Here is a 23,426-nt window from a genome sequence, read left to right on the forward strand (position 1 = left end):
TGTCCGGGCATGCCTAAACAATGGCAGTTTTCGCGATCTATTCTGCGGAATGCCACATCCGTCCTCGTGGGAGGCTGCGCACCCATGCCAGAGATGCCGGATTTCTCTCTTCCTGACCCACAAATTCCGTTTCCGTCCAAGCTCAATCCCTTCGAGCCCGTCATCGCCGAGCACACCACGTCATGGGCCCGACGACTGCGTCTCATCGAAGGAGAGCGAGCCACCTCCCGCTTCGCCGGCGAGTCCTACTCCAGGCTGGTCGCGAGGCTCTACCCCGAGGCATCGGTGCCCACGCTGGCGCTGGCCGCCGACCTCAACAGCTGGTTCCACGTCTACGACGACCAGTTCGAGCTGGCCGAAGTGGGCTCCGACCCCGACCTGGCCCGCCGGATGGCCGACAAGTTCGCGGCCGTGCTGCGCGGCGAACCGCTGGACGACACGGCCGGGCCCATCCTGCACGGGCTCGCCGACATCCGCGACCGCATGCGGATGCACGCCTCCAAGGGCTGGTGGGAGCGGTTCGCCGACCACCTGCAGGACTGCTTCGAGACGGCCCAGTGGGAGGTGGACAACAGGACCCGGGGGCAGATCCCCGACCCCGACAGCTATGTCGAGCACAAGCTGAACATCGCCTACGTCCCGCCCTCCTTCGACCTCATCGAGTTAGTCGAGCAGTTCGACGTGCCGGCCGACATCCGCGTCAGCGTCCCGTACCAGACGATGGTCCACGAGGCGGGCCATGTCGTGGTCTGCACCAACGACCTGCTCGGGCTGAACAGGGAGCTGGCACAGGGCGAGTTCCACAACCTCGTCATCGTGTTCTGGAACGCTCTAGGCTGCTCGCTCCAGGAGGCGATCGAGCTCGTCAACGCGAAGATCTCGATGCGTCTCGAGAGCTTCCTCGTGGCCAAAGAGGCTCTGGAGGCCACCTTCGACGAACTCGGCACCGACTACAACGCCAGGTACGGCACCATGCGGTGCGTGGCGGGCCTCGAGCACTGGATGCGCGGCTACCTCGACTGGGCGCGCGAGACGCAGCGATTCTCCGACCCGCTGCTCAGGGGCCAGGTCAAGGGCTTCCATCATGAGTTGATCAGCTGATCCGCCGTACGCTCGAGCGGCTCCAGCAGTTCGCCGACCATGCGGGCGGTGCCCACGGCGCTGGGCACGCCCGCGTGCGGGCCGGCTCCCGCCCCGCCTCGTGCTCCTCGTCGAACACCGCGCTTCCTCCCGGGCCGCCCGGGTCGAACATCCTGGTGGCGAACCCCCTCCGGCTCGGGGTCCTGGTTCATGTTCGGCATTCTCCATCGATATGGTGCCGTGCACGGAATCGTTCCGGCTCGCCGTAGGTTCAGGAGAGAGTACCGAGGGAAAGGCTGATCAACTGTGTTCGACCCGACGGATCTCTACCGGCTGGCCGAGGAGACCCCCGAGCTCATCGACCCGGTGCTGGTGTACCACTTCGACGGCTTCGTCGACGCGGGCGGCGCCGGGCGGCTCGCGCTGGGCCACCTGCTTGCCGAGCTGGAGCACGGCGTCGTGGCGACCTTCGACGTCGACCGCCTGCTCGACTACCGTTCGCGGCGGCCGACCATGACCTTCGACACCGACAGATGGATCGGCTACGAGGCTCCCGAGCTGGCCCTGCGCCAGGCGCGTGATCTTACGGGCACGCCGTTCCTGGTGCTGAGCGGGCCCGAGCCCGACAGGGAGTGGGAGCTGTTCACCGCGGCCGTCACCTCGCTGGCCGAGCGGCTGGGGGTGAGCAAGATGGTCACCGTGCACGGCATCCCCATGGCCGTGCCGCACACCAGGCCGCTGGGCGTCACCTCGCACGCCAGCAGGCCCGAGCTGATCAACTCCCAGGTGAGCGCGTTCGGCAGGGTGCAGGTGCCGGGCAGCGTGGCGGCGCTGCTGGAGTACCGGATGAGCGAGCAGGGGCGTGACGCGCTCGGCTACGCCGTCCATGTGCCCCACTACCTGTCGCAGGCGGAGTACCCGCAGGCCGCCGTGGCGGCGCTGGAGGCGGTGACCAGGGGCACCGGGCTGGTGTTCCCGATGGAGAACCTGCACGAGGCGGCCAGGCGCACCACCTCGGAGATCGAGGAGCAGATCGAGTCCTCCGCCGAGCTGTCGTCGGCGATCAAGGGGCTGGAGCAGCAGTACGACGCCTTCGCCGGTGGCGAGGACCGCGAGAACCTGATGGCCGAGAGCACCCCGATGCCGACGGGCGACGAGCTGGCCGCGCAGTTCGAGGCCTTCCTCGCCGAGCGGGACGACCGCGAGGGCTGAGCGCCGCCGGGGGCGGGCTAGTGGTGCCTGGCCCCCTCGTGGTCGACGTGGCCCGCCGGTTCGAGCTGCAGCGTGGAGTGCTCCACGTCGAAGTGCCCCGCCAGGCACTCGTGCAGCCGGTCGAGCAGCGGGCCGCACCTGGTCAGGGCCTCCTCCTCCACCACCACGTGCGCCGACATCACCGGCACCCCCGAGGTGATGGTCCAGGCGTGCAGGTCATGGACGTCGGTGACGCCAGGCGCCTCCAGCAGGTGCTTGCGCACCTCGGCCAGGTCGACGCCCCTGGGCGTGGCCTCGAGCAGGATGTCGACGGCCTCCCTGAGCAGCTTCCAGGTGCGCGGCAGGATCAGCAGCGCGATGACGATCGAGATGAGCGCGTCGGCGGCGACCCATCCGGTGAGCTGGATGACGATCGCGCCGGTGAGCACCGCCACCGAGCCGAGCAGGTCGCCCAGCACCTCCAGGTAGGCGCCCTTGAGGTTGAGGCTCTCGTCCTTGCCGTCGCGCAGCAGCCACAGCCCGACGCCGTTGGCCACCAGGCCGACCGCGGCGGTGACCATCATGATCGTGCCGCCGACCGGCTCGGGGTCGGCGAAGCGCCGTACGGCCTCGACGAGGATGTAGCCGCTCAGCCCGAGCAGCAGCACCGCGTTGACGGCGGCGGCGAGGATCTCGGCCCGCTGGTAGCCGAACGTCCTGCGCGCGCTGGCGGGCTTGCCCGCGATCCAGATCGCGAACAGGGCGAGGGCGATGCCCGCGCCGTCGGTGGCCATGTGACCCGCGTCGGCGAGCAGGGCGAGGCTTCCTGACATGATCGCGCCCACGACCTGGACGACCAGGACGCTCAGGGTGAGCGGCAGGACGATCATCAGCCTCTTGCGGTGGTGCGCGCTCGCCGTCGCGTGCCCGTGCCCGTGTCCCATGGTTGCGGCCTCCCCTGTCTATACAGTCAGCCATGTATATACAGCACGGGCTGTATATACAGCAAACCGTGTATCCTGATAATCGTGTTCACTGTGGAGACCCGGCTCGACGCGATGGCCAGGATCGGCAGAGCCCTGGCCGACCCCAACCGCTGCCGCCTGCTCATCGCCCTGCTGCAGGGCCCCTCCTATCCGGCGAGGCTCGCCGACGAGCTGGGCCTGACCAGGCAGAACGTCTCCAACCACCTGGCCTGCCTGCGCGGCTGCGGGCTGGTCGTCGCGGTCCCCGAGGGACGGCAGACGCGCTACGAGATCTCCGCCGGCCGCCTGGCCCACGCCATCGAGGACCTCATCCACGTGGCTCTCGCCGTGGACCCCGACCACGTGTGACCCAGGGCAAGAAAGACCGGCGCCGGTCTCAGGCGCGCCGCCGCCCCTGCCGACCTGGCGCTCCCCTTCCCTCACAAGATCAAGCGCGGGATATCGTGGGATGATGAGCGAGATCCGGGTGGGCCTGGTCGGGTACGGCACAGCGGGCGCGGTCTTCCACGCCCCGCTCATCCACGCGACGCCCGGCCTGCGCCTGGCCGCCGTCGTCACCCGCGACCCCGACCGCGCGGCCGAGGTCACCGGCAGGTACGGCGCCACCGCCGTCAAGGACGCCGACGACCTGTGGCCCCGGTGCGACCTGGCCGTCATCGCCTCCCCCAACAGGACCCACGTCCCGCTGGCCACCGCGGCGCTCGAGGCGGGGCGCCCCGTCGTGGTCGACAAGCCCCTCGCGGGGACCGCGCAGGAGGCCCGCGACCTGGTCGAGCTGGCCGCGCGCAAACGCCTCATGCTGACGGTCTTCCAGAACCGCCGATGGGACGGCGACTTCCTGACCCTGCGCCGGCTGATAGCCGAGGGCGAGCTGGGCGAGATCTACCGCCTGGAGTCGCGCTTCGAGCGCTGGCGTCCCAGGCCCAAGGGCGGCTGGCGTGAGAGCGGCGGCGCCGACGAGATCGGCGGCCTGCTCTACGACCTCGGCAGCCACCTCGTCGACCAGGCGCTCCAACTGCTCGGCCCGGTGCGCGAGGTCTACGCCGAGAGCGACGTGCGCCGCGAGGGCGTCGGCGCGGACGACGACTCCTTCCTGGCGCTGACCCACGACAGCGGCGCGCGCTCGCACCTGTGGGTCAGCGCGCTGGCGGCGCAGCTCGGCCCGCGCTTCAGGGTGCTCGGCTCGGCCGGCGCCTACGTGAAGTACAGCCTGGACCCCCAGGAGGACCGGCTGCGGGCCGGCGCCACGCCCGACGAGCCGGGCTTCGGCGCCGAGCCCGAGGAGCGCTGGGGCAGGCTCGGCACCGACGCCGCCGCCGAGCTCGTGCGCACCGAGCCTGGCAGCTATCTCGACTTCTACCAGGGCGTGGCCGCCTGCCTGACCAACGGCTCGCCGCCCCCCGTCGACCCTCGCGACGTCGTGGACGCGCTCATGGTCATCGAGGCGGCTCGCCGCTCGGCCGGCGAGCACGCGATCGTCCGCGTGCTCTAGCCGCGCACTGCCGTACGGGCGGCCCTCAGTCGCGCAGACGGGAGCGCAGGGCCGCGTTGTCGGCCTCGGTCCAGCCGTTGGCCTCCAGCCACGGGAGCGGCCCGCCGAAGCGGTCGTCCAGCACCCCGAGGAACTGCTCGATGTAGCGCGCCCTGGGCCGGTGGTCGTCGGCGGGCCTGGAGTCGAGGTCGTCGCGGTAGGTGGCGCTGGCACGGAGCCTGGCGAGGACGCGCTCGAGACGCTCCCCCGTCGCCACGTAGTCCTCGACGATCGCCTCCCTGGTCGCGCCCGCCACCGACAGCGCCAGCGCGCACAGGACACCCGTACGGTCTTTGCCCGCGGCGCAGTGCACGATCGCCGCGCCGTCGTCGAGCGCCATCACGCGCAGCGCCGAGACCACCGAGTCGGGCCGCTCGCGCAGGTAGCCGTAGTAGAAGCCGGTGACGCGCAGGTCGTCGTCGGCGTCGCGCTCCTGCCACGGCAGCGCCCTGTCGGCGTCGACGTCGGTGTGCCTGCCGCCTTCGGCGAACAGCGTGTGGTGGTGGACGGTCACCTCGGGCACCGAGGTGAGCGGCCCCGGGCCCTCCAGCGAGACCTCGGGCCCCGAGCGCAGGTCCACGACGTGCCTGACCTTGTGCGAGCCGACCAGGAGGTCGACGTCGGAAGGGGTCAGGCCCTGCAGGTTGTCGGATCGGAGGATGCGGCCGTGCCGCGTGGTTCCTCCGTCGGTTGTGGGCAGTCCGCCCAGGTCACGAACGTTGACAGCACCCTCAAGATCAATCCATCGCACGAGATCGAGCCTATATGTCGGGATAAGTCTGTGCGGATTCGCGTTTCGTAACGCAGCATGAAGAGATGGATCCGCGTGCTTTTCCCCCGCGTCTGGTGCTCGATCCTTCCTTGCCTCCGGAGGTCTCGGCTCAGCTGAGAGCGGGCGCACACCTGATGCGCATGGCAAGAGCGGGCCAGCAGCACGAGCCCGTGCGCCACACCGGCCTGCTGTTCGTGCTGCCCGGCTTCCTGCTGCTGGTCTGGATGGTGACCGGCACCGCGGGAATGATCGTCGCCATGGCCGCCATGTCACTGATCTCGCTGTTGCGCTGGATGGCCACGGACGAGACCAACCGCACCGCACGACGCCGGCTCAAACTCGCCTACGACCACGCCGACCGTTACGTCCTTCCTGAGGACCTCGACTATCCCTGCCAGGTGCTGCTGCGCAGGGCGCAGGACGCCGCCGACACCATCATGGGCTCGGAGGTGCACAGGGCGGGCCTCATCGACTCCATCGACAACAGGGTCTCGCTGCCGGAGGAGGTGTGGCAGATCGCCAGGAGGCTGGCCAAGCTGTCGCGGATGCACGAGGAGCACCGCAGGATCGTCCCGAGCGACCTGCCGAGGAACCTCAGAGCCGCCTTCGCGCCCTACACGGGCGCGCTGGACCAGGCCTGGACGTCGCTGTCGCAGCGCGTGCGCAGCCTGGAGGAGTACGCGCTGCAGGTGCTGAGGGCCGACGACGTCTACCAGGCGCACAGGCGTCTGGAGATGCTGGCCGCCCGCACCCCCGACTACCAGCGCCTGCTGGCCGAGAACGTCCGCGACGACCTGGCGCTGCCGCACATCCAGCAGCTGGCCGACCAGGCGCGCCACGTGCGCGTGCTGTTCGAGGAGTCGATCCAGGAGGCCCGCAGGGCCGCGGGCCACCTGCTCAGGACTCCGCTCTCCTGAGCAGTTCGAGCGTCCTGCGCATGCCCGCCTCGTTGCCGAGGCTGCGGTAGATCTCGCGGGCCCGCTCCAGCGGCGGCACCGCCGCGTCCCTGTCACGCGCGTCGAGGTGCGTCTCGCCCAGGTAGCGCAGGCTGCGCGCCATCCACCACTGGTCGCCGAGCTCCTCGAAGGCGGCCACGCTGCGCAGCAGCTCCGTCTCGGCCTCGGCCTTCCTGCCGAGTCTGGCCAGCGCCCTGCCCGCCGACAGGTGTGTGCGCGCCTGCCCCCATGAGTCGCCGAGCGCGGCCAGGATCTCCTCGGCGCGTTTTACCTGGTCGAGCTCGCGCAGCCCGTTGGTGGGATCGCCCACCTCTCCCGCCGCGCGCAGGCAGCGGGCCTCCTCCCAGAGCTCTCCCCTGCTCCTGAACATCTCGCCCGCTCTGTCGAGGCTGAAGCCCGCCTTGGTGAACAGGTCGGCCGCCGCCTTGAGGTCTCCCTCCCTGCGGAGGCCCCGCGCCTGAGCGGCCAGCACCTCGCCGTAGGCGCGCAGCGTCTGGGCCTCGGAGTAGCGGTTGCCGTCGCGCTTGAAGACCTCCAGCGCGTCCTCCAGCAGTTCGCGCGCCTCCTCGGGCCGCCGCTCGGCCAGGCGGAGCTCGGCGAGGTTGCGCTGGGTGCGCGCCATCCACCAGTAGTCCTCCTCGCCCTTGAACGCGGTGATCGCGCCGATGAGGTAGCCCTGCGCCCTGTCGAGGTTGCCGTCGTTGAACAGCCGCATGCCGATCGTGCGCATGGCCCTGGCCGCCCACCACGACTCGCCGAGCTCGGTGAAGATCTCCAGCGCCTCGACGGCGCCGTCGCCGGCGTTCACGGCGGTCCTGTCGAGCAGGGCGATGCCCAGCGCGCGCCTGTCCCCCATACGGCGGGCGGCCTCGACCGTGATCTCGGCGACCTCGCCCCAGTCGCTCCAGTAGGCGCGCAGCGAGTGGCAGATGGAGCAGAACGCGCGGCCGAGGCCGAAGACCGGCTCCCACAGGCCCATCGACCTGGCCAGGTTGATCATCGCGATGAGGCTGAGCCGCTCGGCGTTGAGCCAGTCGCTGGCCTGCGCCTGGCCTTCGAGGTCCCCGACGCGGCCCGTCCTGCCCCAGTCCTGGGGCCATCGGGCCTGGGCGGCGGCCTCGGCACGGCGGCGGTAGCCGTACAGGACGCGCTCGATGGCGGCGTCGCGCCTGTCCTCCTCCAGCTCCGCGGCGAACAGCCGCACCAGGTCGTGCAGGCGGTAGCGCATGGCGCCGGTCTGGTCGGCTCCTGAGGTCTCGGCGAGCTGCACGTCGACCAGCGCCTCCAGCTGGTCGGCGCCGTCGAGGACGGAGATGTCGAGCAGCTCGCCCGCCACCCAGCCGGGGACGTCGGGCGAGGTGAGCGAGGACAGCAGGCGCAGCAGGCGGCGCTGGATGCCGGTGCAGTCGTCGTAGCTGAGCTGGACCGAGGCGCGCACGCTCTTGTCGACGGTGCGCGCCAGCTCCAGCTGGTCCAGGCGGCGGCGCTCGTCGGCCAGGCGGCCGGCCAGCTCGCGCATCGACCAGCTCGACCTGGTGGCCAGCCGTCCGCCGCAGATGTTGATGGCCAGCGGCAGGTAGTCGCAGATCTTGACGATCTCCTTGGCCGAGGCCAGGTCCTCCACCACGCGCGCGCCGCCGGCGAGCCTGGCCAGCAGCTCGACGCCCTGCGCCTCGCTGAAGACGCTGAGCTGGGTGTCGTAGGCGTTCATCAGGAACAGCGGCTGGCGGGAGGTGACCACCACCGCGCAGCCGGGCTCGGCGGGGATGAGCGCCTTGACCTGCTCGGCGTCGTCGACGTTGTCGAGGCCGATGAGGATCCTGCGCCCCTTGGTCCAGGTCAGCCAGAGCCTGCGCAGCTCCTCCAGGCCGCCGGGGTCGGTGGTCAGCCGCACGCCCAGGGCGCGCAGGAAGCCGATCAGCACCTCGTCGGGCCTGATGCCGCGCAGGCTGGCGTAGAGCCTGCCGTCGGGGAACCAGTCGGCGATCTCCTGCCCGAACCTGGCCATCAGCGCCGACTTGCCGACGCCGCCCCTGCCGTACACCGACACCACCAGCGGCGGCGCCAGCTCGTTCGCCCGACGCCTGGCGCCGAAGACCTTGCGCAGCTCGGCCAGCGCCTCGGTGCGCCCCGTGAAGTGCTCGGGTGAGGGCGGCCACTGGTCGGGCGGGCGCCACAACGGGTCCTCGGGACGCGGTTTCGGCTCGTTCCTGCTGGTCGCGGTGGTGGCCCAGGTCGTCACCCCGACCAGGACGGCCGCCAGCCCCGTCACGCCGATCTTGGCGACGGGCGGGATCTCCCACTCCAGCGAGGCCGCCAGGACGCTCGCCGCTCCCGCCGCGGCCCCCGCGGCCACCGGCGCCACCCACGCCCGCCTCCTGCGCCGGGGTCTCGGATCGTCCTCCGTCAGTCGCAGCGGCCCCGTCACCACGCACCCCCTTCGGGGGTGATTCAAGCCGATCAGGTACGGCCCGCGCCAGTCTTGGCGCACTGTCCACCCCATCGACACCCCGCGTCCACCGTCACCCCCTGACGCCGTCGATTTCTCTCGTCACTCAGCCAGGGGGATGGGGTACGGCCCCAGCCGTACCCCATCCGCCGGTTACAGCCCTGCCACGTGACAGGTGGCTGTCACGGACTTGGCGGGGTCGGACTCCGAGGTCGCGGTCAGCTTGACCTTGGCCAGGCGGCTGCCGCCGTCGGCGCGCAGGGCGTTGACCGTGACGGACTCGTGCTTGCCGTTGCCGACCGCGGCGAGGGCGTTGGGCAGCTGGGCGCTCCAGCCGCTGCCCTCCACGGAGGCGCTGAGGCGGTAGACGTCGCCGCCGAGGTAGGCCGAGACGTCCTCGGGGTGCGCGGCCGTCGCGGCGGCCGTCCTGCCGGTGTTGAACAGCGGGAACTTGCAGGTGGACAGGCCCTTGCCGGTGGGGATGCCGGCGGCGGGCAGCAGCTTCACCCCGCGTCTGTGCGGGCCCGCGCCGTCGAGGGAGCGGACCGCGACGGTGTAGGACAGCACGCCCTGGCGGTCGCGGTGCACGTCGGTGACGTAGAAGTGCAGGCGGTTGCCCTCGTCGACGTACTCGTACTCGCTGCCCGAGTCGGTGCCCGCGTGGAAGAGGGCGTCGGACAGCTGACGGTAGTCGCCGATGGTGATCGGGACCTTGGTGCCGTCGGGCAGGACGTAGTCGGTCATGTCGATGTCCTGCGGGTTGGCGTCGACCACCCACTCGAACGGCGCCCTGTCCTGGTTCTTGGTCTTGGCCAGGAGCACGCCGGAGTCGGGGGTGAAGGAGTCGGTGCCCATCCTGTCGACGACCTCGACGGTGTAGTTCTCGTAGCCGCCGCCGTCGCACAGCGGGTCGGTCTGCCACACACAGTCGGGCGAGTTGTCACCGGAGTCGAACTGGATGTTGAGGCCCATCAGCCCGTTCGGTCCCGGCTGGACGGCGCGGGCGGTGACCCTGGCGGTGACCAGGCCGGACTCGTCGAGCGCGTCGCGCGACAGGCGCAGCACGTTCTGCTCGTCGACCATGTTGAGCTTGATCTTGTTGCGCAGCATGTGCTGGGCGCCCATCGAGCCGCCCGAGGTGGGCGGGATGAGCCAGCGACTGTGCGGGCCCCCGGGGCCGTTGAAGCTGCCCCTGCTCAGCATCTCCCACACGCCGGTGTAGGCCCTGCGGACCGGGTTGGCGTAGGGGTTGTTGTAGTTGTCGAGCACGCCCAGGATGTGGCTCAGCTCGTGCGCGTAGACGCCCATGCCCGAGCTCTCGGCCTGCACGGAGTTGACGCCGATCTCGGCGTTGGGCCAGAAGTTCGAGCCGGCCTGCCAGGAGGTCCAGTCGACGTAGCGGGTCTTGACCCAGTTGGGCAGCGCGGGGTCCTCGGGGCCCCACTCGTCGGGAACGGCCTCCTTGGTCGGGAACTTCATCATCCCGAACTCCTGCCAGGTCGCGGACTCGTCCTGGCCGGCGCTGAGGTAGAAGATGAAGTCGAACTTCTTGGCCTCCTCCTCGCCGATGGCGCCCACCCACAGCGCCTTGCCCTCGGTGCGCAGGTTCTTGTTGCAGGAGTCGCCCGCGGGGCAGCCGGTGCCGCCCTGGAACTCCATGGCGTACTCGTGGTCCTTGCCCGACAGCGTGTAGGGGCCGAAGCCGGTCAGCTCCACGCCGTAGCGGCCGCCCGAGTCCTCCATCCAGTACTCGTGGATGGTGTGACCGCGGTTGAGGGTGCCAGGGGTGTTGAGGAAGTCCTTGTAGAAGGTGGCCACCTGGTCACGCGGGATGTCGTGCGCCTCGGCGCTGGGGTTGCTGTAGATCGTCGAGCCCTTGGGCTGGGTGACCACGAACGACTGGTTGGGGTAGTCGAGCAGTACCAGCGCGCCCTTGAAGGTGCGGGTGGAGCCCTTGACGCTCGGGTCGGCCCAGTTGGTGCCGGGGATCTTCTTGTAGTCCGCCCACGTCATGTGGTCGGGGTTCTTCCAGTTCTGCGGGTCGATCGGCGCGACGGGGGGCGAGGGACGGCCGCGCAGCGACGGGTCGGCCTCGGGCTCGTCACGCTGCCACGGCTGTGTCTGCGGCCAGTGGTCCTGGCGCCAGGGGATCTCGGGGTCGCCGGGGGGATCGGCGGAGGCGGGGGTGGCCGCAAGGCCTACGGGGACCAGCACGAGTGCCGCCAGCAGGCCTTTCAGCAGCTTCTTCGGGAGATTCACGCTCTAGGACGCTATAGACGCACTTGACGGAGATCACCGATCAGTTGTAGGGAAGAATGCGCTCCTCTTGTCCGACACTTGCCGAAAAGGCCAGGTAGTGCTCCAGCGCAGCGTCGACGACTTAGCCATCCGCCTCGGGCGGCCCCTGTTGCTGGAGGACCGCTTCCAGCGCGTGATCGCCTACTCCGAGCAGGACGGCGCGATGGACGACATCAGGCGCGACTCGATCCTGCGCCGCCACACGACGCCCGAGGTGCGCGGGTTCCTGCACGCCGCGGGCATCCTGGAGGCCACCGAGCCGCTGCGCACCCCCGGCGCGCCCGCGCTCGGCCTGCTGCCCAGGGTCTGCGTGCCCGTGCGCCACGACGGCGCCCTCATGGGCTTCCTGTGGTTCATCGACGCGGGCCCCGCCATGTCGGCCGCCGACATCGACGAGGCCAGGGCCTCCGCCGCCGCACTGGCGGTCGCGCTGTTCCACGAGAGCCTCGCCGAGCACCTGGCCTCGCACCGCGAGCTCGAGGCGGTCACGGGCGTGCTGGCGGGTGACCCCGGCGCCTCCCGCGCGCTGATCGAGGCGGGCTTCCCCCAGGCGCTCGCCGTCACGGCGCTGGTGGCGACCCCTCTCTCCGCCGAGCCTTCCGAGGCGGCCAGGCTGGCGCTGGAGCAGGGCATGCTGACCGTACGGCGCCGCCTGGGCGGCCTGCACCTGGTGCGCTACGACCACGCCACGCTCCTGACCACCTCCTCTCCTCCCGCGGAGGAGGTGCACGCCGCGATGGCGCTTCCCGTGGTGGTCGGCGTCGGCCGTCCGAAGCCCTCGCTGGCCGAGGCCGACGCCTCCTACGCGGAGGCGCTGCACGCCGCCCAGGTGGCGGCCAGGGTGCCGGGTCTCGGCAGGACCGTGGAGTGGACGCGGCTCGGGGTCTACCGGATGCTGACCCACGTCCCGAGAGCCGACCTGCACCCTGGCCTCGAACGGCTGCTCGCCGACGCCCAGCACCTGCCCCTGCTGGAGACCCTGGAGACCTACCTCGACCTGGCCGGCAGCGCCGTCGCCACCTCCCGCCGCCTGCGCCTGCACCGCACGTCGCTGTACTACCGGCTGCAGCGGGTGGAGGAGCTCGCCCAGACGGACTTGAAGGACGGCGGCGAGCGCCTCAGCCTCCATCTCAGCCTGAAGCTCGCCCGCCTGTCCGGCCGCTACCGCCCCCGCTCCTGACGCAACCTCCCGGGGCCTCCGCCGCCCCTCCCGCCTGCGACAACCCTCTCGCTCGGCGCCTTCCGATCAACGGTCGTGATTGATTTGCCACCGCGAGTGCCTTTTAATCACACAATGGGAGCGTTGACACGGGGATTCGGCATGCGTCCGCCCTCGCCCGTCATCCTCCACTCCGCCCCTCTCGTGCTTCCCGTCGCCGCCCCTCCCCTGCGCGACGGCGCCGTGGTGGTCAGGGGCGAGCGCGTGCTCCAGGTGGGCCCGAGGCCCGACCTGCTCGCCCTCTTCCCCGTTGAGCAGGAGATCCGCTGGCCCGGCATGATCACGCCTGGGCTGGTCGACGCCTGCCGTACGGGGCCGCTGGGCCCGGGGGTGACGTGGGCGGCCGACGTGGGCGAGCACGAAAGGCCGGGCGGCGTCACCTATCTCGAGGTCGGCTGCACGAGCGAGCAGGCGTGGGAGGAGCGTGAGCGTGACGCGCTGATCACCGCTCTCCGCGAGCACGCGGGCCCTGTGGGGGTGGCGGCGCACGCGGCCGATCCACAGGTGCTGGAGGATCTGGCGGTGCTGGCACGGACGTTCGGGTTCCGGCTCATGGCCGACCTGCGTCGTCGCTCCCCCGCGGTTCTCGACGAGGCGGGCGTGCTCGGCCCGCACTGCCACCTCACCCGGCCCGGCCTGCTGGGGCCGGGCGAGCGCAAGCTGCTGCGCCTTCGCGGCTGCTCGGTCGCGCTGCCGGGGGGCGACGCCTCGGCGCTGGTCGAGGAGGGCAACCCGATCGCGATGGGCGGGCCTCCGCTGGCCGCGGCCAGGGCCGTACGGCAGGCCACTCGGCTGACGCGGCTGGAGCGGGTGCTCGTCGAGGCGGCGACCCTCGGAGGGGCGCGGGCGCTCGGCAGGGCGGCGGGGCCAGGCAGGATCGGCACGCTCGGACCCGGCAGCAGGGCCGATCTGGCCGTCTTCGACACCCGTGGGGGCCGTCACCCCTACGCGGCGCTGCTCGACCAGCCTCCGGTGCTCGGCACCGTGATCGGTGGCGCGCTCACCCCCGCGCCGTCCGGCGGGGCCGAGCGGCGCGAGGAGGTGGGCTGACGGCGCCTACGCCTGCTCCACCGTGCCGAGCAGCTCCCTCAGGGTCTCGCGCTGTTCCTGTGACAGCCCGCCGAACAGCTCGCGGGCGACCTCTCGCCTGGCCTGCCGCGCCTGCTCGTAGATTTCCTCGCCACGCGCGGTGATCAGCAGCAGGGTGGAGCGGCGGTTGGCGGGGTCGGTCTCCCTGCGCACCAGGCCCGCCTCCTCCAGCGCGTCGACGACCGGCGTGAGCGAACGCGGCACGATGCGCAGCGCCTGCGCCAGCTGGACCATCCGCAGCGGGCGCCCGGCTTCGATCAGCTCGCGCATCGCCCGCGCCTGCCCCGGGCTGAGCCCCAGCGGTTCGAGGCTGCGCCGGTAGCCGTGCCGCGCCCTGTGCCCGATGCGGTGCACGAGTTCGAGCAGCTCGGAGGTGGTGTCCACGATCAGGAGCCTACCGGTGGAATTAATGTGAGGTAACCTCTGTTAGAGAAAACATCTGAAAGGGGTCATGTGACCGAAGCACCACGCGCGCCCATGCGGCGCATCCTCACACTGTTCAGGCCCTGTCGCGGCCGTCTGTCCGTCGTGCTCGGCCTCATCTTCCTGTCGTCACTCGTCTCGCTGGCCTCGCCGTTCCTGCTGCGCGAGGTCCTCGACGTGGCGCTCCCCTCGCGGGACATGACGCTGCTGGCCCTGCTCGCGCTCGGCATGATCGCCGTCGCCGTCACGACCAGCGTGTTCGACGTCATGCAGACGTTCATCTCCACCACCGTCGGCCAGCGGGTCATGCACGACCTGCGCGCCGCCGTCTACGGCCACCTCCAGCGCATGTCGCTGGCCTTCTTCACCCGCACGCGCACGGGCGAGGTGCAGTCGCGCCTGGCCAACGACATCGGCGGGATGCAGCAGGTGGTCACCTCGACGGCGACCTCGATCGTCTCCAACCTCACCAGCGTGGTGGCCAGTGTCATCGCGATGCTGGTGCTCGACTGGAGGCTCACGGCCGTCTCGCTGCTCCTGCTTCCCCTGTTCGTCTGGATCAGCCGCAGGGTGGGCGAGGAGCGCAGGCGCATCACCGCCCAGCGGCAGAAGAAGCTGGCCGTGATGTCGTCGATGGTCCAGGAGTCGCTGTCGGTCAGCGGCATCCTGCTCGGCAGGACGATGGGCCAGTCCCAGGAGCTGACCCGCCGCTTCACCGAGGCCTCCGACGACCTGGCCGACCTCGGCGTGCGCTCCAGCATGGCGGGGCGCTGGCGGCAGTCGTCGATCCAGATCATCATGGCCGCGATGCCCGCCATGATCTACTGGGCCTCCGGCGCGACCTCGACGCTCTCCATCGGCACGGTCGTGGCCTTCACCACCCTCCAGGCGGGTCTGTTCCGTCCGGCCGTCTCGCTGATGCGCACGGGCGTGGAGGTGCAGAGCTCGCTGGCCCTGTTCGGCCGCATCTTCGAGTACCTGGACCTGCCGGTCGACCTCACCCCCGGCGACAGAGCCCTGACCGCCCCGCGCGGCGAGGTCCGCTTCGAGGGTGTCGACTTCTCCTACGGCGAGACGCCCACGCTCTCCGGCGTCGACCTCGTCGTCCCCGCGGGCTCCAGCCTGGCCGTCGTCGGCGAGACGGGCTCGGGCAAGACCACGCTCAGCTACCTGGTCCCGCGCCTGTACGACGTCACGGGTGGAAGGGTCACCATCGACGGCGTGGACGTGCGCGAGCTGAGTTTCGAGTCGCTCGCGCGGACCGTCGGCGTGGTCTCGCAGGAGACCTACCTCTTCCACGCCTCCATCGCCGACAACCTGCGCTTCGCCAAGCCGTCGGCCACCGACGAGGAACTGGTCGAGGCGGCCCGCGCGGCGCGCATCCACGAGCACGTCGCGGCACTGCCCGACGGCTACGACACCATGGTCGGCGAGCGCGGCTACCGATTCTCCGGCGGGGAGAAGCAGCGTCTGGCCATCGCCCGCACGCTGCTGCGCAACCCGCCCGTGCTCGTCCTGGACGAGGCGACCAGCGCGCTGGACAACCAGACCGAGCGCGCCGTGCAGGAGGCCCTCGACGCTCTGGCCGAGGGACGCACCACCATCACCATCGCCCACCGCCTCTCGACCGTGCGCGAGGCCGACCAGATCGTCGTGCTCGACGCGGGGCGGATCGCCGAGCGCGGCACGCACGAGCAGCTCATGGCTCTGGACGGCCGGTACGCCGCGCTTGTCCATCGAGAGGATGTCCCAAACGTGAATCCGGTCACAACCGGAATCCGTCTCTAGAGCGCTACGTTCCAATCTCTCGGCACACCCTTTCCCAAGAGATTGCACTTCCTTGCTGCTCAGCTCGCTCAAGCACCACAACTACCGACTCTGGGCCGGCGCCGATCTCGTCTCCGTGACAGGCACCTGGATGCAGGTGCTCGGCGTCAACTGGCTCATCCTGGAGGCCACGGGCTCGGCGACGAGCGTGGGTCTCAGCCTGGTCCTTCAGGCGCTTCCAACCCTCGCCTTCGGCCTGTGGGGCGGCGCGCTCGCCGACAGGCTGCCCGCCCGCCCGGTGGTCGTCGCCTCGCAGGTCGCCCAGGGACTGCTGGCCGTCGTGCTCGCCGTCGTGGCGATGACGGGCGTCACCTCCGTCCTGCCCGTGTACGGCGTGGCGCTGGCGGGAGGACTGGTCACCGCGCTCGGCGGCCCCGCGCTCGGCCGCTTCGGCGCCGAGGTCGTCCCGCCCGCCGACCTGCCCAACGCGATGGCGCTCGGCTCGGTCATCAACTCCGCGGGCCGCATCCTCGGCATGAGCCTGGCGGGAGTGCTGCTTCCCCTCACGGGCACGGGCGGCCTGTTCGTCATCAACGCCGTCAGCTTCCTGGCCGTCATCGGCGCGCTCACCGCGATGCGCGCGGGAGAGATGTACCTGCTCGCCAAGGCGCCGGCGGGCGCCGGCGGCATCCGCGACGGCCTGCGTCACGTGCTGCGCACCCCCTGGCTGCTGGTGGTGCTCGCCCTCTCTCTCATCCTCGGCAGCCTCGGCCGCAACTACCAGGTGACGATGGCCTCGATGGCGGCGGGACCGCTCGGCGCGGGCGCGGTCGGCTACGGCCTGCTGTCCACGGTCTTCGCGGTCGGCACCGTGCTCGGCGGCATCTTCGCCGCGAGCAGGCCGCGGCTGACCATGCGCCTGCTGCTGGTCACGGCCTTCCTCGCCAGCGTGGCCCAGGCGCTCAGCGGCCTGGTTCCCGGGCTGTGGCCCTTCGCCGCGCTGCTGCTGCCGATCGCCGCCGGCGCGGTCGTCATCGACACCACGATCGGCGCCAGGGTCCAGCTCGGCAGCCCCGACGAGCTGCGCGGCCGGGTCATCTCGGTGCTCGGCCTGGTGAGCGCGGCGGCCGGCGCGCTGGGCGGGCCGCTGCTCGGCTGGCTCAGCGACGCCATGGGCCCGCGCCTCGCGCTGCAGATCGGCGGTGTGAGCACCACGGCCGCCACCCTGCTCGCCGCGCTGGCGCTGGCCAGGGTCACGGGCGTCAGGATCCTGCGCGCGAGGACCGCGTAAGGTCTGATCCGTGCAGAACACCCGATACGCCCGGTCCGGCATGGTGTGCAGCGTCGACCACCTCGCCTCCGCCGCAGGTCTGACCATGCTCGACCGCGGCGGCTCGGCCGCCGACGCCGCCATCGCCACCAACGCCGTCCTCGCGGTCACCGCCCCCCACATGTGCGGGCTCGGCGGGGACCTGTTCGCCCTCGTCCACGACGGCGGCTCCGGAGGCAGGGCCGAAGGCTCCGTCACCGCGCTCAACGCCTCGGGACGCGCGGGCTCGGGCGCCGACCCCGGCAGGCTGCGGGCCGAGGGCCACACCGTCATGCCCCTCCGCAACGACATCAGGTCGGCGCCGGTGCCGGGGGCCGTGGACGGCTGGCTCGCGCTGCACTCCAGGTACGGCAGGCTCCCGATGGCCACGGTCCTCACCCCCGCGATCGATCTGGCCGCGCACGGCTTCCCCGTCTCACCCCTGCTGGCCCCCATCGCCTCGGCGCTGGCCCACCACCCCGACTTCGCCGCCGTCTCCTCGCCGGGACAGCTGATGACCAGGCCGGGCGTGGCCCGTACGCTCGAGGCGATCGCCTCCTCCGGCAGAGAGGGCTTCTACCAGGGCGAGTTCGGCCGGGGCCTGCTCGAGCTCGGCGCGGGCGAGTACGTCCCCGACGACCTGGCCAAGCCGACGGCCGACTGGGTGGAGCCGCTGCGCGTGCGAGCCTTCGGCCACGACGTGTGGTCCATGCCGCCCAACTCCCAGGGCTACCTGCTGCTGCTGTCGCTGGGCGTCGTCGACGGCCTCGACCTGCCCCCGACCCCCGATCACGCCCTCTGGGCGCACCTGCTGGGCGAGGCCGCCAGGATCGCCGGTCACGACAGGCTGTCGCTGCTGCACGAGCACGCGCGGGACCTGGTGTCGGAGGCCGAGATCGCCAGGCGGCGCGCCATGGTCGACCCCACGGCCCGGCTCAGGGTGCGCGGGCTGACCGCCGAGGGCGACACGACCTACCTGTGCGCCGTGGACGGCGACGGCATGGGCGTCTCCCTCATCCAGTCGAACGCCTCGGGCTTCGGCAGCCTGCTGGTCGAGCCGCGCACCGGGATCAACCTGCACAACCGCGGCATCGGCTTCTCCCTCACGCCCGGGCACCCGGCCGAGTACGGCCCTGGCCGCCGCCCTCCGCACACGCTCACCCCCGCCCTCATCACCAGGCAGGACGGCTCGCTTCGCTCGGTCGTGGGCACCATGGGCGGCGACGCGCAGCCCCAGATCCTGCTCCAGGTCATCACCCGCCTGCTCAGGCACGGCCAGACGCCGGGGCAGGCGATCTCGGCCCCGCGCTGGCGGCTGGGCACCGGCGGCACCGGCTTCGACACCTGGGACGCACCCGACGAGACCGTCATGGAGCTGGAGGAGGGCGCGGGCTGGGCCGACGGCCTGTCCGCGCTCGGACATCCGGTGGCGGGCATGCCGTACGGGACGGGATTCGGGCACGCCCACCTCATCGACGTCCTGCCGGACGGGGTTCTCGCGGGCGCGGCCGACCCGCGCGCCCGCATCGGCGCCGCGATTGGACGCTGACCCCCTGGGTAGCACCGGCTCCCATGGGAACCGACGTCATCACGATGATCACCAGTGACCACCGCGCGATCGAGGCGCTGTTCGAGCGGCTCAACAGCAGGCAGGGTGACCCCGAGGCCGACGTGGCCGAGCTGGCCGCCCTGCTCACCGCCCACGCCAGGGCAGAGGAGGACAGGGTCTACGCCGAGGTCCAGCCCTCCGAGGCGCACCACGGCGTGGAGGAGCACAAGGAGGCCGAGGTCCTCCTCGACGCGCTCAAGCACGCCACCCCCGGCACCCCTCAGTTCTCCGAGACCCTCGTCAAGCTCGTCGAGTCCGTGAAGCACCACGTCGAGGAGGAGGAGAGCGAGATCCTCCCCGCCCTTCGCGAGTCGCTCAGCCAGAAGCAGCTGGAGCAGCTCGGCAAGGCCTTCAAGGAGCGCAGGGAGAGCGAGCTGCTCGCCCTGCGCCCGCCCGCTCCCTCCAAGGAGGAGCTGTACAAGCAGGCGCAGGAGGCCGACATCCCCGGCAGGTCGACCATGGACAAGGATGAGTTGGCCGAGGCCGTCAAGAAGGCAAAGTCCTAGGGTTTCGGGCCTCGTGCGGGGTAGTGAGCCGCTATGACCGAAACACCGCCGGACCGCTACGGCATGAGCGACGAGCAGGAGATCGAGGTCGAGGAGTGGACCGACGATCTCGGCCAGAACCATGTGATCGAGGAGGACGACCCCCAGCACCAGGACACCGTGGCCGAGCGGCTGTGGCGCGAGGCCCCCGAACGCGAGAGAGCGCCCCGCGAGGAGCACAGGCTCCTCTCGCCCGACGAGGGCCTCGCGCCCGACGTCGAGAGCGAGGAGATCGGCGAGGACGTGGGGAGCGACTCGGGCGACCTGTCGGCAGAGGAGCGCGCCGTCCGCATCGACCCCGAGCAGCCGTGAGGACGCTGACGCCGGACCGGTGGGAACCGGTCCGGCGTCGGCGTGCTCGCCCCTGTACCGCCATCGCGTAGGCGGGGCGGACGCGGCGCAGTGGGCTGTGGGCCGGCCTGGCCGCGCGGCGACCCGCTGCAGGAGACGTTCGCCTGCCCTTAAGGTCGGTCGTATGCGCTTTGGTGTGCTCGGCCCCGTGACAGCCTGGACCGACGAGGGACAGGTCGTCGCGATCCCGGGCCTGAAGGTGCGCGCGTTGCTGGCCGCCCTGCTCGCCGCCGACGGACGGGTGGTCTCCGCCGACCGGCTGGTCGACGACCTGTGGGGGGACGAACCTCCCGGCAATCCCTCGGCCGCTCTGCAGGTGCGGGTCTCGCAGCTGCGCCGCGCGCTGGAGGACGCCGAGCCAGGCGGTAAGAGCCTCGTGCTCTCGCGCGCTCCCGGCTACGCGCTGCAGGCCGCCTCCGGCGCGGTCGACGCCGCCCGCTTCACGGCGCTGACCGAGGAGGGCAGGTGGGCGGAGGCCCTGGAGCTGTGGCGGGGCGCCGCGTTCGCCGACTTCGCCGACTTCGAGTTCCTGAGGCCGGTGATCGCCCGCCTGGAGGAGGCGCGCCTCAGCGCCGTCGAGGAGCTCGCCGAGGCGCGGCTGGCGGCGGGAGAGCCCGTCGAGGTGGCCGAACTCGTGGCCGCGCATCCGCTCAGAGAGCGGCTGCGCGCCGTCCACATGGCCGCCCTCTACCGGGCGGGACGGCAGAGCGAGGCGCTGGCCAGCTACGGCGAGCTGCGCGAGAGGCTCGCCGACGAGCTGGGCCTCGACCCCTCGCCCGCGCTGGCCGACCTGTACGCCCGCATCCTGCGCCAGGACCCCGCGCTGAGCAGCAGGGCCGAACGCCCCGCGACGAACCTGCCGGCCGCCGTGAGCGACTTGATCGGGCGCGAGGAGGCGGTGGCCGAGGTGCGCGCCCTGCTGGACACGAGCAGGCTGGTCACGCTCACGGGTTCGGGCGGCGTGGGCAAGACGAGCCTGGCGCTGGAGGTCGGGCGGCGGCTCACAGGGGCGCACCCCGACGGCGCGTGGCTGGTGGAGCTGGCGCCCTACGACCGGCTCACACCGTCGCTCGCCGAGGCCGTACTCGTCGCGCTCGACATCCGTGAGGACTCGGCGGGCACCATGGAGCGCCTGGTCGAGGCGTTGCGCGGGCGACGCCTGCTGCTGGTGCTCGACAACTGCGAGCACGTGGTCGAGCAGGCCGCCCTGCTGGCGGAGACGCTGCTGCGTTCGGTGGAGGGCCTGCGCATCCTGGCGACCAGCCGGGAGCCGCTGAACGTGGCGGGTGAGGCGCTGTGGAGCGTGCCCGCGCTCGAGCTGCCCCAGGGCTCCGAGCTGTTCACGGTGGCAAAGGCCGACGCCGTGCGGCTGTTCATGGCCAGGGCCACCGCCTCGGCCAGGGGGTTCGCCCTCGACGAGGGCAACGCCGAGGCGGTCGCGCAGCTGTGCCGCAGGCTGGACGGCATCCCGCTGGCGCTCGAGCTGGCCGCCACCCGCGTCAGGGCGCTCGGTGTCCAGGAGCTCGTGGCCAGGCTCGACGACAGGTTCAAGGTGCTGGCCGGCTTCCAGCGCGGCGCTCCCGCCCGGCAGCAGACGCTGATGGCGATGATCGACTGGAGCTGGACCCTGCTCACCGATGACGAGCGGGTCGTGCTGCGCCGCCTGGCCGTCCACGCCGACGGCTGCACGCTGGAGGCCGCCGAGGCGGTGTGCGCGCAGGACGGCGTCGACGTGCTCGACACGCTCGCGCGGCTGGTCGACAGGTCACTGGTGGTGGTCGTGGAGGGGCCTTCGGGGGTGCGCTACCGGCTGCTGGAGTCGGTGACGGCCTACTGCCTGCACCGCCTGGACGACGCGGGCGAGGCTGTCCGGGTACGGCAGGCGCACGCCGGCTACTACACCGCGCTCGCCGTACGGGCCGAGTCGTATCTGCGCGGGCCCGAGCAGGCGCGCTGGATGCGGCGGCTGGACGCCGAGGCGGCCAACCTGAGGGCCGCGCTCGACGCCGCCCCCGTGGCCGACGCCCTGCGGCTGGTGAACGCCCTGGCCTGGTACTGGTTCCTGCGCGGCAGGCTCGGCGAGGGACGCCGCTCGCTGCAGGCCGCGCTCGCGGCCGACCAGGCCGCCCAGACGGGACAGGCCGCTCAGGCCGCTCAGGCGGGTCAGGCCGTGGGGGGCGACGCCTCCGCCGCCGACAGGGCGAGGGCGCGGGCCTGGAGCGCGGGGTTCGCGCTGCTGCTCGGCGAGGACGTCGACTGGAAGCAGGCCCTGGATCTCGCCGATCCCGCCGACAGGGCCAGGGCGGAGTGGTTCGTCAGCCTCGGCATCGCCGACCTGCCGACCTCGCGCGCCCTGGTCGACAGCGCGCTGGAGACCTTCCGCGAGGTGGGCGACAGGTGGGGCGTGGCGGCGGCGCTGAGCAGGCACGCCCGCGACGCCTTCACCCTGCGCGACCTGGAGGCCCTCGAGCGCGACGGCGGCGAGAGCGCCGCGCTGTTCGCGGAGCTCGGCGACAGCTGGGGACGGCTGCAGGCCACCGAGTGGCTCGGCGGGCTGGCCGAGATCCACGGCGACATCGAGGCGGCCACCCGGCTGTTCACCGAGGACCTGCGCATCGCCGAGGAGCTCGGCCTGTGGCCCGATGTCGTGGGCAGGCTGTCGTGGCTGGGCTGGATGGCCATGAACGAGGGCGACCACGACGCGGCGATGGACCACTGCGGCCAGGCGCTCAAGCTGGCCACGGGGCAGGGTTACCGCGAGGGACAGATCTTCGCCGAGATGGGCCTCGGCTTCTCCGCCCGCAGGGCGGGCAGGCTGGATCTGGCGCGCACCCACCTCGACCGGCTGCTCGACGGCGTCCCGAGGGACGGCGAGCCCCCGCTGTTCCTGCCCACGACACTCGTGGAGCTGGGCTTCGTCCACGAGCTGCGGGGCGACGCCGAGGGCGCGCGTGAGCTGTTCCTCGAGGCGTTCGCCGCCGCCAGGAGGATCGGTGACCCCCGCACGACGGCGCTCACGGTCGAGGGCCTCGCCGCCGCGTCAGGGCCGCAGGAGGGCGCGAGGCTGCTCGGTCTGGCCGCGTCGGCCAGGCTGGCGCACCGCACCCCCGCCAGCCGCACCGAGGAGGACGAGGTGCGGCGCATCACCGCGAGGATCGAGGCCGCGCTCGGCCCCGAGGCGTTCGCCGCCGCCTACGCCGCCGGCTGCGAGCTGACCTTCGACGACGTGGCCGGGGACGCGGCGGCCTGAGACGACACGCGCTGAGACGACGCGGCCTGAGACGACATGGCCTGAGACGACGCCGCCTGAGACGACGCGGCCTGTGACGACGCGGCCTGAACGGCCAGGTGCTCGGCCAGGCGCTCGAAGAACTCCAGCCATCCCGCCCTGGCCTGCTCGGCGTGCTCCTGGTCGGTGTTGACGCCGAACTGGTGGAAGCGCATCGTGGTGCCGCCGCCCTCGCCCTCGTCCAGGGTGAGGGTCACCACCGAGGCCGGGGCGTCGCCGGGGTTGTCGGGGTCGCCGGTGGTGAAGACCAGCCTGCCGGGGCCCGCGACCTCGCGGTAGGCGCCCTGGAGGGTGACCTCGAAGCCCTCGTCGCCGACCAGCGTGGCCTGCCAGGCGCCGCCCGGCCTGACGTCCAGGGCCACGCGGTCGGCGGGGGTGGTGAAGATGCGGGGGCCGAACCAGCGGGCGAAGCGCCCGGGGGTGGTCCAGGCGGCGTATACCTGCTCGCGGGGGGCGTCGAGGTGAAGGACGATCTCGTACTCGGCGGTCTGCGTCATGGCCGGCCTCTCAGGGGCTCGAAGGTGGATCACTTCCGACGTGCCTCACAGTGCCCCTCGCCCCT

19 protein-coding genes are annotated in these 23,426 nt (G+C 71.8%); 13 read left to right on the plus strand and 6 right to left on the minus strand.

What is annotated here, in order from left to right; translation table 11 throughout:
- Positions 1–84 precede the first annotated feature (84 nt).
- A complete protein-coding gene (locus ABFX50_RS16070) occupies positions 85–1,101 on the plus strand; it encodes a terpene synthase family protein (RefSeq protein WP_346147167.1) in 1,017 nt (338 codons plus the stop codon).
- Positions 1,102–1,386: 285 nt separating this feature from the next.
- Positions 1,387–2,292: a proteasome assembly chaperone family protein gene (locus ABFX50_RS16075; protein ID WP_346147169.1), complete on the plus strand. Its 906-nt coding sequence runs from the start codon at positions 1,387–1,389 to the stop codon at positions 2,290–2,292.
- 17 nt (positions 2,293–2,309) lie between these two features.
- Here ABFX50_RS16075 and ABFX50_RS16080 read toward each other — a convergent pair whose 3' ends face one another.
- Entirely contained in the window at positions 2,310–3,215 is a 906-nt protein-coding gene (locus tag ABFX50_RS16080; RefSeq protein WP_346147171.1) for a cation diffusion facilitator family transporter, read from the minus strand.
- Positions 3,216–3,299: 84 nt separating this feature from the next.
- Between ABFX50_RS16080 and cmtR the strand changes: the two genes are divergently transcribed.
- Both cmtR and ABFX50_RS16090 read left to right on the plus strand, forming a co-directional pair.
- Positions 3,300–3,605: a Cd(II)/Pb(II)-sensing metalloregulatory transcriptional regulator CmtR gene (gene cmtR, locus ABFX50_RS16085; RefSeq protein ID WP_346147173.1), complete on the plus strand. Its 306-nt coding sequence runs from the start codon at positions 3,300–3,302 to the stop codon at positions 3,603–3,605.
- Positions 3,606–3,708: 103 nt separating this feature from the next.
- On the plus strand, positions 3,709–4,749 hold the full coding sequence (locus ABFX50_RS16090; protein ID WP_346147175.1) for a Gfo/Idh/MocA family oxidoreductase: 1,041 nt from the start codon (positions 3,709–3,711) through the stop codon (positions 4,747–4,749).
- A 25-nt stretch (positions 4,750–4,774) separates the two neighbouring features.
- Here the strand turns inward: ABFX50_RS16090 and ABFX50_RS16095 are convergent, their stop codons facing one another.
- Positions 4,775–5,539 carry a tyrosine-protein phosphatase gene (locus ABFX50_RS16095; protein WP_346147177.1) on the minus strand — a complete coding sequence of 255 codons (765 nt, stop codon included), beginning with the start codon at positions 5,537–5,539 and terminating at the stop codon, positions 4,775–4,777.
- 161 nt (positions 5,540–5,700) lie between these two features.
- Here ABFX50_RS16095 and ABFX50_RS16100 point away from each other — a divergent pair, with 161 nt between their 5' ends.
- Positions 5,701–6,477 carry a hypothetical protein gene (locus ABFX50_RS16100; RefSeq protein ID WP_346147179.1) on the plus strand — a complete coding sequence of 259 codons (777 nt, stop codon included), beginning with the start codon at positions 5,701–5,703 and terminating at the stop codon, positions 6,475–6,477.
- On the opposite strand, the gene ABFX50_RS16105 is transcribed toward ABFX50_RS16100, so the two are convergent.
- Together ABFX50_RS16105 and ABFX50_RS16110 are read right to left on the minus strand one after the other, a co-directional pair.
- Positions 6,458–8,944, minus strand: coding sequence for an ATP-binding protein (locus ABFX50_RS16105; protein ID WP_346147181.1), 2,487 nt, complete (start codon positions 8,942–8,944; stop codon positions 6,458–6,460). The two genes, ABFX50_RS16100 and ABFX50_RS16105, sit on opposite strands and share 20 nt — an antisense overlap.
- Positions 8,945–9,118: 174 nt before the next feature.
- A complete protein-coding gene (locus tag ABFX50_RS16110; protein WP_346147183.1) occupies positions 9,119–11,224 on the minus strand; it encodes a M6 family metalloprotease domain-containing protein in 2,106 nt (701 codons plus the stop codon).
- 97 nt (positions 11,225–11,321) lie between these two features.
- Between ABFX50_RS16110 and ABFX50_RS16115 the strand changes: the two genes are divergently transcribed.
- A complete protein-coding gene (locus tag ABFX50_RS16115; RefSeq protein WP_346147185.1) occupies positions 11,322–12,443 on the plus strand; it encodes a PucR family transcriptional regulator in 1,122 nt (373 codons plus the stop codon).
- 123 nt (positions 12,444–12,566) lie between these two features.
- Positions 12,567–13,532 (plus strand): amidohydrolase family protein, encoded by a 966-nt coding sequence (locus tag ABFX50_RS16120; RefSeq protein WP_346147186.1) that lies wholly within the window; start codon positions 12,567–12,569, stop codon positions 13,530–13,532.
- Between the two features lie 6 nt (positions 13,533–13,538).
- Here the strand turns inward: ABFX50_RS16120 and ABFX50_RS16125 are convergent, their stop codons facing one another.
- Positions 13,539–13,955 carry a MarR family winged helix-turn-helix transcriptional regulator gene (locus tag ABFX50_RS16125; RefSeq protein WP_346147188.1) on the minus strand — a complete coding sequence of 139 codons (417 nt, stop codon included), beginning with the start codon at positions 13,953–13,955 and terminating at the stop codon, positions 13,539–13,541.
- A gap of 69 nt (positions 13,956–14,024) precedes the next feature.
- On the opposite strand from ABFX50_RS16125, the gene ABFX50_RS16130 reads away from it, so the two are divergent.
- The 6 genes from ABFX50_RS16130 (at position 14,025) to ABFX50_RS16155 (ending at position 22,825) form a co-directional block, all read left to right on the plus strand.
- The gene (locus ABFX50_RS16130) at positions 14,025–15,782 is read left to right on the plus strand and encodes an ABC transporter ATP-binding protein (RefSeq protein WP_346147190.1); all 1,758 of its coding nucleotides are present in this window, start codon (positions 14,025–14,027) and stop codon (positions 15,780–15,782) included.
- Between the two features lie 52 nt (positions 15,783–15,834).
- Complete coding sequence (locus tag ABFX50_RS16135) at positions 15,835–17,052, plus strand: MFS transporter (protein WP_346147192.1); 1,218 nt, start codon at positions 15,835–15,837, stop codon at positions 17,050–17,052.
- A gap of 10 nt (positions 17,053–17,062) precedes the next feature.
- A complete protein-coding gene (locus ABFX50_RS16140) occupies positions 17,063–18,619 on the plus strand; it encodes a gamma-glutamyltransferase family protein (RefSeq protein ID WP_346147194.1) in 1,557 nt (518 codons plus the stop codon).
- A gap of 23 nt (positions 18,620–18,642) precedes the next feature.
- Positions 18,643–19,185, plus strand: a complete 543-nt coding sequence (locus tag ABFX50_RS16145; RefSeq protein ID WP_183646623.1) for a hemerythrin domain-containing protein — start codon at positions 18,643–18,645, stop codon at positions 19,183–19,185.
- A 33-nt stretch (positions 19,186–19,218) separates the two neighbouring features.
- Complete coding sequence (locus ABFX50_RS16150; protein WP_183646626.1) at positions 19,219–19,536, plus strand: DUF5709 domain-containing protein; 318 nt, start codon at positions 19,219–19,221, stop codon at positions 19,534–19,536.
- A 163-nt stretch (positions 19,537–19,699) separates the two neighbouring features.
- Positions 19,700–22,825 (plus strand): AfsR/SARP family transcriptional regulator, encoded by a 3,126-nt coding sequence (locus tag ABFX50_RS16155; RefSeq protein ID WP_346147197.1) that lies wholly within the window; start codon positions 19,700–19,702, stop codon positions 22,823–22,825.
- Here the strand turns inward: ABFX50_RS16155 and ABFX50_RS16160 are convergent.
- Positions 22,768–23,361 (minus strand): SRPBCC family protein, encoded by a 594-nt coding sequence (locus ABFX50_RS16160; protein WP_346147199.1) that lies wholly within the window; start codon positions 23,359–23,361, stop codon positions 22,768–22,770. The two genes, ABFX50_RS16155 and ABFX50_RS16160, sit on opposite strands and share 58 nt — an antisense overlap.
- Positions 23,362–23,426 lie beyond the last annotated feature (65 nt).

The sequence above is a fragment of the Nonomuraea recticatena genome (assembly GCF_039533245.1).
Classification (GTDB): domain Bacteria; phylum Actinomycetota; class Actinomycetes; order Streptosporangiales; family Streptosporangiaceae; genus Nonomuraea; species Nonomuraea roseola.

What these genes read in the sequence shown, in the direction of transcription:
- ABFX50_RS16155 (WP_346147197.1), top strand. Translation starts at nt 19,700, where the DNA reads ATGCGCTTTGGTGTGCTCGGCCCCGTGACAGCCTGGACCGACGAGGGA.
- ABFX50_RS16070 (WP_346147167.1), top strand. Translation starts at nt 85, where the DNA reads ATGCCAGAGATGCCGGATTTCTCTCTTCCTGACCCACAAATTCCGTTT.
- ABFX50_RS16145 (WP_183646623.1), top strand. Translation starts at nt 18,643, where the DNA reads ATGGGAACCGACGTCATCACGATGATCACCAGTGACCACCGCGCGATC.
- ABFX50_RS16160 (WP_346147199.1), bottom strand. Translation starts at nt 23,361, where the DNA reads ATGACGCAGACCGCCGAGTACGAGATCGTCCTTCACCTCGACGCCCCC.
- ABFX50_RS16090 (WP_346147175.1), top strand. Translation starts at nt 3,709, where the DNA reads ATGAGCGAGATCCGGGTGGGCCTGGTCGGGTACGGCACAGCGGGCGCG.
- ABFX50_RS16080 (WP_346147171.1), bottom strand. Translation starts at nt 3,215, where the DNA reads ATGGGACACGGGCACGGGCACGCGACGGCGAGCGCGCACCACCGCAAG.
- ABFX50_RS16150 (WP_183646626.1), top strand. Translation starts at nt 19,219, where the DNA reads ATGACCGAAACACCGCCGGACCGCTACGGCATGAGCGACGAGCAGGAG.
- ABFX50_RS16100 (WP_346147179.1), top strand. Translation starts at nt 5,701, where the DNA reads ATGGCAAGAGCGGGCCAGCAGCACGAGCCCGTGCGCCACACCGGCCTG.